A 13127-nucleotide genomic window follows, 5' to 3' on the forward strand; every position below is an offset into this window, starting at 1 on the left:
CGCGGTTAACGCCCTACCGTAAAACAGGCGCGCACCAAGCCGTCCAGCTCCAATGCCAAATTGTCCCCCGCACCGATTGCGCCCACGCCGGAGGGCGTTCCGGTAAACACCAAATCCCCTTTCCCCAAACCGTAATCCGCCGCCAGCTTGTGTAAAATTTCCCGAATCGGGTAAATCATCAAACCGGTATCCCCGCGCTGTTTCAATACGCCGTTTTGTTTTAATGAAAACAACACCTTCTCGGGATCGCCGATTCTGTCTGCCGCCGCAAAATCCGACACGCACGCGGAATGCCTGAACCCTTTTGCCTTCAGCCAGGGCAGCCCCTGCGCCTTCAGACGGCATTGGATGTCCCGCGCGGTCAAATCCAAACCCACGCCGTACCCCGCCACGCATTCCAAAATATCTTCACCCTCGCCCATACCGTCTGAATCCTTACCGACCAGCAGCACGAGTTCGCACTCAAACTGTACATCCCTGCTGAATTCGGGCAGCAAGATTGTGCCGCCGCTATTCAAAATGCTGCCTGACGGCTTCATAAATACCACGGGTTCGGACGGTATTTCGTTTTTTAACTCTTCGATATGGGCGGCATAGTTCCTGCCGATGCAGAAAATATTGCCCACTCCGACCGCCTTTCCTTCTAAAAATACCGAAGCCATATTACCTTCCTTTCAAACCGGGCAAACAAAAACAGGCAACGCCTGCCGCCGTCTGTTTTTCCTAGAAAATGTCTCTTTATAAAACATAAACGAGCCTTGCCCGGTGTCCATCACGGATTTGAATTTTCAAATCCATAACAGTATTTTCGGTTTTGAAATTTCCAAAGCAAAATTTTGAGGTTCTCCCCCAAACCGCTCAAACCTTTGTCATGTAAGGCGTAAACAGTTATTTTTTATAAAAAATATAAAAAAGACCGGGCTTTTGCTGTCAAAGAGAGCGTTTAAATGATTATTTAATGGCAGGAGATTATTTAACATACCAAATTACATCGCTATAAATGATTTTATTGCTTGGTTTTCCATCTTTTAACAATCCTTGATCTAAAGCGATTAAAGCATTTTGGTCAAAATTATCAAGATAATCTGTGATTTTAGTGTAAATCCCCCTTAAATCGCTTTTTAATTTCCAGTGTTGCTTGTTTTTAGTGTCGTATAAAATCACAAACAGGCGGTTTTCAAAGTGCATTCTTCTTTCTGTACTTTGGTTTTTGTATAGCCATTCTATGATTTCTTTTTTATTTTTCAGGGCGTATTCAAGATTATGGCCGAAACCCCTTGGAAACTGCGAAGTTTTATGGTCAAAGTTAATGTTATTTATATAAAAATCAATAGATTGATGATATTGATCCGCTTCTTTTCTTACAGAATGATGCTGTGAAAACATGGCTTCAATGGCTTGTGCGGATTTGAAATTAAGCCATCTATTTTTTGCGTATTCGGTCAATGGCCGGTCTAGATTTTCAGATTGGCATTTTTCTAAAAGAGCCGAATAACTTCTTATTTTATAGATAAAATCTGTTTTCCTGTCTGATAAATTTCCTTGCTTTTTGCCCCAAGAATACGAGCCGTTATCGGTTCTTTCTTTCAGCATATTTTCCAGCAATTCAAGAGCTTGATTAAAGTCCATTTTATTCTTCAAATTTAAATAGTTCAGTAATTCCAACATTCAGAGAAACAGACAAAACTTCAATATTTTTCAGTGAAATGCTCCGTTTGCCTAATTCTACGTCGCTGATATAGTTTCGCTGCACCCCTGAAATGTTAGCTAATCTAGCTTACGCCAGCCGGTTTTCTATTCTGAATTTTCTAATATTCAGCCCAAATTTTTTGCATATATCCATGCCCTGCCTCTTAGAGTCCGAAAAAACGTTTTCTGTACGCTACGGGTTTGTATTGATAACAGCCTTCGCAAAAACTACCAACGTTTCCAATGCCTTAAACCATTTTTAAGCATTTCTTCCCTTAATGTCCAACGGCTGACACTTTTTTCATCTGGTTGTGCCAATTGAAGGAAAATTTCTGTTTGTGTTTTTTATCATGACCGGACTCCACGAATGAGTTGAATTTTACGTTGATTTAATTACATTTTCCGCCTACGATAAGTTGTTTTTTAGAAAGTACAAATGAACTATATAGAATCAAAGTTATCGCTTATTGGCTTTATTCAAGAAGGGATTGACTATGTTTTAACGAAAAATAGCGATAGTACAAAATATGAACATTTAACCTTATATGATTTGTTCGCAGGCACCGGGGACAGTATGTTTTATAGCTATGTACTCACTAAACATTATATCGGGAATTGTGGTGAAATTTCTGCCGATAACTCTATTCTTGATGAGTTGGACGGATATACCGGATAAACGCGCGGGAATTGCGGGATTTGATTTTCCGGAAACATTTGATTCCGCCCCGCTCAAATTTCCGGCTTCCCGCCTGCGCCGGAATAATGGGGGCGGCTGTAAAAATGCCGTCTGAAACCACGTTCAGACGGCATCCGGGCAAGCTTACGCATTTAATGAAGCTGTTACACGCGCAACAATTTCTCCGATTGCAACTGCCTGCGCTTCGTTTTCGCGGCGTTCGGCGTATTCGACATTGCCTTCTTTCAAGGCGCGGTCGCCGATGACGATGCGGTGCGGGATGCCCAACAATTCGGAGTCGTTCAGCAGCACGCCCGCACGTTCGTCGCGGTCGTCCAGCAATACATCCGCGCCTGCCGCCAGCAGTTCGGCGTAGATTTTGTCGGCGGCTTCGCGCACGGTGTCTGATTTTTTGTAGTTCATCGGCACGATGACGACTTCAAACGGCGCCATCGCTTTGGTCCAGATGATGCCTTTTTCGTCGTTGTTCTGCTCGATGGCGGCGGCAACGACGCGGGTGATGCCGATGCCGTAGCAGCCCATTTCCATAATTTGCGATTTGCCGTTGTTGTCCAAGAAGCTGACATTCATCGCTTTAGTATATTTGTCACGCAACTGGAAGACGTGTCCGACTTCAATGCCGCGCGCCAGTTTCAGACGGGCTTGCCCGTCGGGGCTTTCGTCGCCTTCGACGACGTTGCGCAAATCGACAAACTCAGGTTCGGCAGCGTCGCGGCCGAAATTGAAGCCGGTATAGTGGTAGCCGTCTTCGTTCGCGCCGATGACCCAGTCCGCGCCTTTTTCGGTAGCGAAATCGGCATAGACTTTGCCCGCAAAGCTGACCGGACCCAGCGAGCCGCCGTTTGCGCCGAACTGTTCGACAATAGCGGCAGGGCTTGCCATCGTCAGCGGCGATTTCACGCCTGCGAGTTTCTCGGCTTTGATGTCGTTAAATTCATGGTCGCCGCGTAACAGCAGCAGGATAAGTTCGCCTTCGTTTTCGCCTTCAACCACGATGGATTTCAGTGTTTTTTCAATCGGAATACTGAGGAAATCAACCAATGAATCAATGGTTTTGACGTTCGGCGTGTGTACTTTGACGAGTTCTGCCTGAGCGGCTGCGCGTTCGCCTTTGAGCGGCAAGGTCGGCGCTAACTCGATATTGGCGGCGTAATCGGAAGTGTCGCTGTATGCAATCACATCTTCGCCGCTTTCAGCCAATACTTGGAATTCGTGCGAACCCGTACCGCCGATGCTGCCGGTGTCTGCGGCAACAGGGCGGAACGCCAAACCCAGACGGGTAAAGATACGGCAGTAAGCATCGTACATATCTTGATAGGTCGTCTGAAGCGAGGCATAGTCGGCGTGGAAGGAATAAGCGTCTTTCATGACAAACTCGCGCGCGCGCATCACACCGAAGCGCGGGCGCACTTCGTCGCGGAATTTGGTTTGGATGTGGTAAAAGTTTTTCGGCAGTTGTTTGTAGCTGTTGACTTCTTTACGCACGATGTCGGCAATCACTTCTTCGCAAGTCGGCCCCATACAGAAATCGCGGTCGTGGCGGTCTTTCAGGCGCAGCAGTTCTTTACCGTAAAACTTCCAGCGGCCGGATTCCTGCCACAGCTCGGCAGGCTGCACCACCGGCATCAGCAGCTCCACGCTGCCCGCGCGCGCCATTTCTTCTCGCACGACGTTTTCGACTTTACGCAACACGCGCAACCCCATCGGCATCCAAGTATAAAGGCCGGACGCGTTGGCTTTAATCAGACCGGCGCGAATCATCAGCTTGTGGCTGGCAAGCGCGGCTTCGGCAGGGGCTTCTTTTAAAGTAGAGATAAAGAATTGGCTGGCTTTCATAAAAGTATTTTTCCAAACAGGCAGATTCAAAAGTAAGTCGGGTGCAGATTGTAACGCGAAAAAAGCAGGTTTTGCACCGCCCGCCGCAAATTCGGCGGCATTCCTCAACCGGAGGCGCGCAAGCAGGGCCGGTGCAGAACATACGAAAAACACCATAATTAACATAACTATTTGATTTTAATATATTTAAATATGCCTATTTTTTCATCAAAATAAGCGCACATTTGTTGTGTAAGACTTTTTTAACCTTACGCCAAATTTATCAACACGATTATCCACAAAGCCTGTGCATAGATTTTTCATCGGCGGCAACCTTGCCGGCAGAGAACGGATTATCTGATTTCACGCGATTCCGAAAAAATACAATCAAAATAAGTCAAAATATTTTCACAATAAAACAAGTTTTCCTGCCGGACAAACATTCGGCAAAAGCGCAACCCGGCTTCAAAGGCACGCTTATTTGCCGGCAGGCTTGATTGCTGATAGGATTTCACCTGCAACAGGCCGGACATTTTTACAAATATCCCCTTGTTTTCAAGGCTTCTATAATTTTTTGAAAACATTAGGATTAATTATCCCGTTTCGGTCTGGTTTGGAAATTTTCGTTTTTTGCTTATTGTTTTTCACTAACGAAAATAAAGGGGCAAGCCGTACACGCCCTGCCGATTTAACACTCAACATAAAGGATAGGTACTATGTCCACCCAATTACACGATGTTGACCCCATTGAAACCCAAGAATGGCTGGATGCGTTAAGCTCCGTCCTCGAATACGAAGGCGGCGAACGCGCTCAATACCTCTTGGAAAAACTGGTCAAATACTGCCGCGACAAAGGTGTCCGTATGCCCCACGGCACGACCACCCCGTATTTGAATACCGTTTCGGTTGAAAACGAAAAAGGCATTCCTGGCGACCAAAACATCGAACACCGCATCCGCGCATTCGTGCGCTGGAACGCCGCCGCCATCGTATTGCGCGCCGGTAAGAAAGATTTGGAACTGGGTGGGCACATCGCATCTTTCCAATCTGCCGCCACAATGTACGAAGTCGGCTTCAACCACTTTTGGAAAGCCAAGGGCGAAGGCGAAGAAGGCGATTTGGTATTTTTTCAAGGACACGCCTCCCCCGGCATCTATGCCCGCGCCTTTGTCGAAGGCCGTCTGACCGAAGACCAATTAAATAATTTCCGCCAAGAAGTTGCCGGCAAAGGCCTGCCTTCCTACCCCCACCCCCACCTGCTGCCCGACTTTTGGCAATTCCCGACCGTATCTATGGGTCTTGGCCCATTGATGGCGATTTACCAAGCCCGTTTCCTGAAATACTTGGAATCTCGCGGTCTGGCCAAAACCAAAGGCCGTAAAGTATGGTGTTTCTGCGGCGACGGCGAAATGGACGAACCCGAAAGCCAGGGCGCAATCGCCCTTGCCGCACGCGAAGGCTTGGACAACCTGATTTTCGTCATCAACTGCAACCTGCAACGTTTGGACGGCCCGGTACGCGGCAACGGCAAAATCATCCAAGAATTGGAAGGCAACTTTGCCGGTGCCGGCTGGAATGTCGTCAAAGTCATTTGGGGCCGCCGCTGGGACCGCCTCTTGGCGAAAGACAAAGACGGCATCCTGCGCCAACGTATGGAAGAATGTTTGGACGGCGACTACCAAACTTACAAATCCAAAGACGGCGCGTATGTGCGCGAACACTTCTTCAATACGCCCGAACTGAAAGCATTGGTTGCCGATATGACCGATGACGAAATTTGGGCATTGAACCGTGGCGGCCACGACCCGCAAAAAGTGTACAACGCCTACGACCGCGCAGCGAACCATGCCGACGGCAAACCTACCGTAATTTTGGCGAAAACCATTAAAGGTTACGGTATGGGCGCATCCGGCGAAGGTCAAAACGTTGCCCACCAAGCCAAAAAAATGGACAAAGCGTCTCTGAAACAATTCCGCGACCGCTTTGACATTCCTGTTACCGACGAGCAAATCGACAGCGGTGACCTGCCTTACCTGACTTTTGCTCCCGACAGCGAAGAATACAAATACCTGCACGCGCGCCGCGAATCTTTGGGCGGCTACCTGCCCCAACGCAAACCTACCCAAGAAGTTTTGGAAGTACCCGAACTGTCCGCATTTGAAACTCAACTCAAATCCAGCGGTGAACGCGAGTTCTCGACCACTATGGCATTCGTCCGCATCCTGTCCACTCTGCTGAAAGACAAAAAAATCGGCAAACGCGTCGTACCTATCGTTCCCGACGAAAGCCGTACTTTCGGTATGGAAGGCATGTTCCGCCAATACGGTATTTGGAATCCGAAAGGTCAGCAATATACCCCTCAAGATAAAGACCAACTGATGTTCTACAAAGAATCCGTCGACGGTCAAATCCTGCAAGAAGGTATTAACGAACCGGGCGCGATGGCCGACTGGATTGCAGCTGCGACCAGCTACGCCAACAGCGACTTCGCGATGATTCCGTTCTATATCTATTATTCTATGTTCGGTTTCCAACGTGTCGGCGACTTGGCTTGGGCGGCGGGCGATATGCACGCGCGCGGCTTCCTGTTGGGCGGCACTGCCGGCCGTACGACGCTGAACGGCGAAGGCCTGCAACACGAAGACGGCCACAGCCATGTTCAAGCGGATCTGATTCCGAACTGCGTCACTTACGATCCGACCTTCCAATACGAAGTCGCCGTCATCGTACAAGACGGTCTGCGCCGTATGTATGCCAACCACGAAGACGTGTTCTACTACATCACCCTGATGAACGAGAACTACACCCATCCGGATATGCCCGAAGGTGCAGAACAAGACATCTTGAAAGGTATGTACCTGCTGAAAGCCGGCGGCAAAGGCGACAAGAAAGTCCAATTGATGGGTTCCGGTACCATCCTGCAAGAAGTCATTGCCGGTGCCGAATTGCTGAAAGCCGACTTCGGCGTAGAAGCAGATATCTGGTCTTGCCCGTCCTTCAACCTGCTGCACCGCGACGCTGTCGAGGTGGAACGCTTCAACCGCCTGCATCCGCTGGAAGCCGAAAAAGTACCTTTCGTTACTTCCCAACTGCAAGGTCATGACGGTCCGGTGATTGCCGCTACCGACTACATCCGCAGCTATGCCGACCGTATCCGCGCCTATATCCCGAACGATTACCACGTTTTGGGTACTGACGGCTTCGGTCGCTCCGACAGCCGCGCCAACCTGCGCAGCTTCTTCGAAGTGGACCGCTACAACGTTGCCGTTGCCGCATTGGCCGCATTGGCGGAACAAGGCAAAGTCAGCAAAGAGACCGTTCAGCAAGCCATCGAAAAATACGGCATCAAAGCCGACTCAGCCCCTAGCTGGAAACGCTGATTGATGCTTCAGACGGCCTGTTTGCCCCATTCCGACATCAGGCCGTCTGAAAACCGAATGCCCGAATGGTTTGAACAAACCGTACCGATGCCGTGCGAAGCAGTTTTCAGACGGCATCCAACTGAAAAAGATTAAAGGAACTCAAATGAGTATCGTAGAAATCAAAGTCCCCGATATCGGCGGTCATGAAAACGTCGACATCATCGCCGTAGAAGTCAAAGCGGGCGACACCATCGCCGTTGACGACACCCTGATTACCTTGGAAACCGATAAAGCCACGATGGACGTACCTGCCGATGCGGCCGGCGTCGTGAAAGAAGTGAGAGTCAAAGTCGGCGACAAAATCTCCGAAGGCGGCGTGATTCTGACCGTTGAAACCGGTGCCACCGCTGCCGAAGCCGCTCCGGCTGCTGAAGCGCAACCCGCGCCTGCTGCCGCACCCGCTGCCGCAGGCGGTGCGGCCGTCCAAGTAGCCGTCCCCGACATCGGCGGCCATACCGATGTAGATGTAATCGCCGTCGAAATTAAAGTTGGCGATACCGTTGCCGAAGACGACACGCTGATTACTTTGGAAACCGACAAAGCGACGATGGACGTACCTTGTACCGCTGCCGGTGTCGTTAAAGCCGTATTCCTGAAAGTCGGCGACAAAGTATCCGAAGGCTCTGCCATTATCGAAGTAGAAACCGCCGGCTCTGCCGCCGCACCGGCTCCTGCCCAAGCTGCCGCACCTGCACCGGCTGCCGCGCCTGCTGCCGCTCCAGCTTCTGCCGCACTAGTCGCTGCACCTGCACCTGCCGCTCCTGCCGCCAAAATCGACGAAGCCGCTTTCGCCAAAGCACACGCGGGTCCTTCCGCACGCAAACTGGCGCGCGAATTGGGCGTGGATTTGGGCCAAGTCAAAGGTACCGGCTTGAAAGGCTGTATCGTGGGCGACGACATCAAAGCCTTTGTGAAATCCGTTATGCAGGGCGGTGCGGCGAAACCTGCCGCAGCCGGCACGTCTTTGGGCGGCGGTCTGGACTTGCTGCCGTGGCCTAAAGTGGACTTCTCCAAATTCGGTAATGTCGAAGTTAAAGAATTGTCCCGCATTAAGAAAATCTCCGGTCAAAATCTGTCCCGCAACTGGGTTGTGATTCCTCACGTTACCGTACACGAAGAAGCGGACATGACCGAATTGGAAGAATTCCGCAAACAGTTGAACAAAGAATGGGAACGCGAAGGCGTGAAACTGTCCCCGTTGGCGTTCATTATCAAAGCCTCCGTTTCCGCGCTGAAAGCCTTCCCCGAATTCAACGCCTCACTGGACGGCGACAACCTGGTGCTGAAAAACTACTTCAACATCGGTTTCGCAGCCGATACGCCGAACGGCTTGGTTGTTCCCGTCATCAAAGACGTGGATCAAAAAGGCTTGAAACAAATCAGCCAAGAGCTGACCGAATTGTCCAAAAAAGCCCGCGAAGGCAAGCTCAAACCGCAAGAAATGCAGGGCGCGTGCTTTACCATTTCCAGCTTGGGCGGCATTGGCGGCACAGGCTTCACGCCGATTGTGAACGCTCCCGAAGTCGCCATCTTGGGCGTGTGCAAATCCCAAATCAAACCGGTTTGGAACGGCAAAGAGTTCGCCCCGCGCCTGATGTGCCCGTTGAGCCTGTCCTTTGACCACCGTGTCATCGACGGCGCGGCCGGTATGCGCTTCACCGTATTCCTGGCCAACCTGTTGAAAGACTTCCGCCGCATTACCCTGTAACCCGACCGGCTTCAGACGGCATAGCGGTCTGTGCCGTCTGAAAAGGAAGTTTGAACATCATTCAGAAAGATGAGACATGAGCTTAGTTGAATTGAAAGTGCCCGACATTGGCGGACACGAAAATGTAGATATTATCGCGGTTGAAGTAAATGTGGGCGATACCATTGCTGTGGACGATACCCTGATTACTTTGGAAACCGACAAAGCGACGATGGACGTGCCTGCCGAAGTTGCGGGCGTGGTCAAAGAAGTGAAAGTCAAAGTGGGCGACAAAATCTCCGAAGGCGGTTTGATTGTCGTCGTTGAAGCCGAGGGCGCGGCTGCCGCTCCTAAAGCCGAAGCGGCTGCCGCCCCGGCGCAAGAAGCCCCTAAAGCTGCCGCTCCTGCTCCGCAAGCCGCGCAATTCGGCGGTTCTGCCGATGCCGAGTACGACGTGGTCGTATTGGGCGGCGGCCCCGGCGGTTATTCTGCCGCATTCGCTGCTGCCGATGAAGGCTTGAAAGTCGCCATCGTCGAGCGTTACAAAACTTTGGGAGGCGTTTGCCTGAACGTCGGCTGTATCCCTTCCAAAGCCCTGTTGCACAATGCCGCTGTTATCGACGAAGTGCGCCACTTGGCTGCCAACGGTATCAAATACCCCGAGCCTGAACTCGACATCGATATGCTGCGCGCCTACAAAAACGGCGTGGTTTCCCGCCTCACCGGCGGTTTGGCAGGTATGGCGAAAGGCCGTAAAGTGGACGTTATCCAAGGCGACGGGCAATTCTTGGATCCGCACCACATGGAAGTGTCGCTGACTGCCGGCGACGTGTACGAACAAGCAGCCCCTACCGGCGAGAAAAAAATCGTTGCCTTCAAAAACTGTATCATTGCAGCAGGCAGCCGCGTTACCAAACTGCCGTTTATCCCTGAAGATCCGCGCATCATCGATTCCAGCGGCGCACTGGCACTGAAAGAAGTACCGGGCAAACTGCTGATTATCGGCGGCGGCATTATCGGCCTCGAGATGGGTACGGTTTACAGCACGCTGGGTTCGCGTTTGGATGTGGTTGAAATGATGGACGGCCTGATGCAAGGCGCAGACCGCGACTTGGTGAAAGTATGGCAAAAACAAAACGAATACCGTTTTGACAACATTATGGTCAACACCAAAACCGTTGCAGTCGAGCCGAAAGAAGACGGCGTTTACGTTACCTTTGAAGGTGCAAATGCGCCTAAAGAGCCGCAACGTTACGATGCCGTACTGGTTGCCGCCGGCCGCGCGCCCAACGGCAAACTCATCAGCGCGGAAAAAGCAGGCGTTGCCGTAACCGATCGCGGCTTCATCGAAGTGGACAAACAAATGCGTACCAATGTGCCGCACATCTACGCCATCGGCGACATCGTCGGTCAGCCGATGTTGGCGCACAAAGCCGTTCACGAAGGACACGTTGCCGCCGAAAACTGCGCCGGCCACAAAGCCTACTTCGACGCGCGCGTGATTCCGGGCGTTGCCTACACTTCTCCCGAAGTGGCGTGGGTGGGCGAAACCGAGTTGTCCGCCAAAGCCTCCGGCCGCAAAATCACCAAAGCCAGCTTCCCGTGGGCGGCTTCCGGCCGTGCGATTGCCAACGGTTGCGACAACGGCTTTACCAAGCTGATTTTCGATGCCGAAACCAGACGGGTTATCGGCGGCGGCATCGTCGGCCCCAACGGCGGCGATATGATCGGCGAAGTCTGCCTCGCCATCGAAATGGGCTGTGATGCGGCCGACATCGGCAAAACCATCCATCCGCACCCCACTTTGGGCGAATCCATCGGTATGGCTGCGGAAGTGGCTTTGGGCACTTGTACCGACCTGCCGGCTCAAAAGAAAAAATAAACCTGACGCTCTAAGCAGCCGATAAGGTTTATCCGAACAAATGCCGTCTGAACCCTTCAGACGGCATTTTTGTTTCCCCCTTATGCTTTCCCACCGCAAATTTTAACCGGCTTTCACTCATCCCCCGTCCCGTCTGCGTTTCATATCTGAACATCGGAAACGCGCCCGGGCATCGGATTAGGGGCAATAACGGTATTTAAATATGAAACACATCCCGTTTCAAAACCGGCAAAAATGCCGTCTGAACGTTCAGACGGCATTGGGCATAAACGGCATTAATGCGGTTGGCCGGAAACCCCGCCGCCCTCGTCAAAATCGGAATCGGGTTCATTTTGCAGCGTTTTACCGTTTAACTTCAGGGTGTTGTTTTTCAGGGAAATGACCGTATCAATCTGATTGCCGTCTAAAGTGAGGTATTTTTCCCGCGCCATACTTTGAACCGTACTGTCCACCATCAGGCGCAAAGTCTCGTTGATGTCGTCAAGACTTGCCCTGCCTTCCGCCTCATCTTCGGCATTGACGCTGAAAATATTGCCCGCTTGGCTGACTGCCAAATCTTCCAACATTTTTTGAGGAATACTCATTCTGATGTCCGCCTCAGTTTTCTTCAGCATCAAACCCAATTGGTTCAAATCTTCCTTCTTCATATCTTTAAACATAATTTTCCCGCCCACATCGATTTTTCCCGACGGCAGCGTGAAACGGAAAGTTTTGATATTTAGCACCGGGTCATGGGTAAATAATCCGGAAGCCTCGCCTTTGACTGCAGTAATCAAATCATTGCGGATTTGTTCTTCAGTCATTTTTTTGGCAGAAATTTGTGCAAACTTGCGTTTCAATACGGTTAAGGAAGAAGCATCGAGATGTTCGGCAGCGATATGGATATCCAGCGGGCCATATTTTTCATCGCCGTAAACCAGCGTGTCAAAACGGAACTGCCCTTCACTGTTGATAAATGAGCCCGATTCCCCGGTCTTGGTTGAAAAAGCCAGTTTGCCAACTTCGATTTTGGAAGGTGCGATACTGCCGTTGGGATTGATAAACGCGCCAATCTGCAAATCGGTAACGAGATTGACCAGTTCGTTTAACTTGACGTTGTAATCGACACCCTCTTTCCATTCTAGGGAGAATTTTTCCAAGGTCAGATTGCTGCTGCCTAAAGCAAGCGGATTGATGCCGTCTGAAGTTTCCGAATCGAAATGCACTTTTTCAAACGCGGCATCGCCTTTATCTGCCAGCTTGATTTTAAACAAGGGGGCATCATAGCCGTTTCGGTAGCTTTTGAAACCTTTTTGGTAAACCGTTTTCCCCGTCAGGCCTTCCCAGTGCAGCCTGATGCCCGACAGTTCTTCATAATCGAAGGCGGGAACACTGACTTCCATCTTGCCGCTGCCGTTGAAATAAACGGTATTGGCAAGGGAAACCGGGGCTTGTTTCCCAAAAAAGCGTTCCAAAACTTTTTCCGTTTCAGGCGCGTATTTGAACTCGGTTTCAATGTGCGCCTGCGTGCCGAATCCGCCGGCAAAAGGACCGTGCGTGATATGGTTTACCAGCGTAACCGGCTGTTCCAACACTGTTTTCAAATTATCCGGCAGATATTTCTGCGCATTATGCAGCAACTCGGGTTTCAGACGGATGACCGTCGTTTCCGTAGAGGTAAACCAGCCGCGCTCATATTGGTGCGATTCGACGGTCAGGAAGCCCGTTTCCTGCAATATTTTTTGCTGCTGCGTCAGGCTTTCTTCGGCTTTGACACCCAAATAATAAGGTGTACCCAAAGCAACGCCGAGCAATGCTGCCGCAACTGAAATCAAAGGTTTTTTCATCACTTCAAACAAGCAGGTTTCAAAGACGCTAGAATAGCATTATTTAAGCGTATCCCGCCATATCTCTTTAAAAGAAATGCCGTCTGAAACCTGTTCGGACGGCATTTTC

The 13127-nt window shown here is 50.7% G+C and carries 10 protein-coding genes; 4 read left to right on the top strand and 6 right to left on the bottom strand.

Annotated features, from left to right (window positions below; all coding sequences use genetic code 11):
- Positions 1-5: 5 nt before the first annotated feature.
- The 3 genes from FGL10_RS03775 to FGL10_RS13020 all read right to left on the bottom strand — a co-directional run bounded on the left by FGL10_RS03775 (position 6) and on the right by FGL10_RS13020 (position 1762).
- Positions 6-662, bottom strand: a complete 657-nt coding sequence (locus FGL10_RS03775) for a fumarylacetoacetate hydrolase family protein (protein WP_003710125.1) — start codon at positions 660-662, stop codon at positions 6-8.
- A 307-nt stretch (positions 663-969) separates the two neighbouring features.
- A complete protein-coding gene (locus FGL10_RS03780) occupies positions 970-1629 on the bottom strand; it encodes a hypothetical protein (RefSeq protein WP_013449023.1) in 660 nt (219 codons plus the stop codon).
- Between the two features lies 1 nt (position 1630).
- Complete coding sequence (locus FGL10_RS13020; RefSeq protein WP_080549659.1) at positions 1631-1762, bottom strand: helix-turn-helix domain-containing protein; 132 nt, start codon at positions 1760-1762, stop codon at positions 1631-1633.
- 363 nt (positions 1763-2125) lie between these two features.
- Here FGL10_RS13020 and FGL10_RS03790 point away from each other — a divergent pair, with 363 nt between their 5' ends.
- Positions 2126-2365, top strand: a complete 240-nt coding sequence (locus FGL10_RS03790; RefSeq protein ID WP_003710128.1) for a hypothetical protein — start codon at positions 2126-2128, stop codon at positions 2363-2365.
- 144 nt (positions 2366-2509) lie between these two features.
- Here FGL10_RS03790 and FGL10_RS03795 read toward each other — a convergent pair whose 3' ends face one another.
- Both FGL10_RS03795 and FGL10_RS12015 read right to left on the bottom strand, forming a co-directional pair.
- Positions 2510-4222 carry a proline--tRNA ligase gene (locus tag FGL10_RS03795; protein ID WP_036470059.1) on the bottom strand — a complete coding sequence of 571 codons (1713 nt, stop codon included), beginning with the start codon at positions 4220-4222 and terminating at the stop codon, positions 2510-2512.
- 332 nt (positions 4223-4554) lie between these two features.
- A complete protein-coding gene (locus FGL10_RS12015; RefSeq protein ID WP_151208300.1) occupies positions 4555-4734 on the bottom strand; it encodes a hypothetical protein in 180 nt (59 codons plus the stop codon).
- A 183-nt stretch (positions 4735-4917) separates the two neighbouring features.
- Between FGL10_RS12015 and aceE the strand changes: the two genes are divergently transcribed.
- The 3 genes from aceE to lpdA all read left to right on the top strand — a co-directional run bounded on the left by aceE (position 4918) and on the right by lpdA (position 11192).
- The gene (gene aceE / locus FGL10_RS03805; RefSeq protein ID WP_003710133.1) at positions 4918-7581 is read left to right on the top strand and encodes a pyruvate dehydrogenase (acetyl-transferring), homodimeric type; all 2664 of its coding nucleotides are present in this window, start codon (positions 4918-4920) and stop codon (positions 7579-7581) included.
- 145 nt (positions 7582-7726) lie between these two features.
- Positions 7727-9331, top strand: coding sequence for a dihydrolipoyllysine-residue acetyltransferase (gene aceF, locus FGL10_RS03810; protein WP_036475083.1), 1605 nt, complete (start codon positions 7727-7729; stop codon positions 9329-9331).
- Between the two features lie 76 nt (positions 9332-9407).
- Positions 9408-11192 (top strand): dihydrolipoyl dehydrogenase, encoded by a 1785-nt coding sequence (gene lpdA / locus FGL10_RS03815; protein ID WP_003707861.1) that lies wholly within the window; start codon positions 9408-9410, stop codon positions 11190-11192.
- A gap of 275 nt (positions 11193-11467) precedes the next feature.
- On the opposite strand, the gene FGL10_RS03820 is transcribed toward lpdA, so the two are convergent.
- Positions 11468-13018: a YdgA family protein gene (locus FGL10_RS03820; protein WP_003707855.1), complete on the bottom strand. Its 1551-nt coding sequence runs from the start codon at positions 13016-13018 to the stop codon at positions 11468-11470.
- Between the last annotated feature and the right edge of the window lie 109 nt (positions 13019-13127).

The organism is Neisseria lactamica (assembly GCF_901482445.1).
In the GTDB taxonomy this organism is placed as follows: domain Bacteria; phylum Pseudomonadota; class Gammaproteobacteria; order Burkholderiales; family Neisseriaceae; genus Neisseria; species Neisseria lactamica.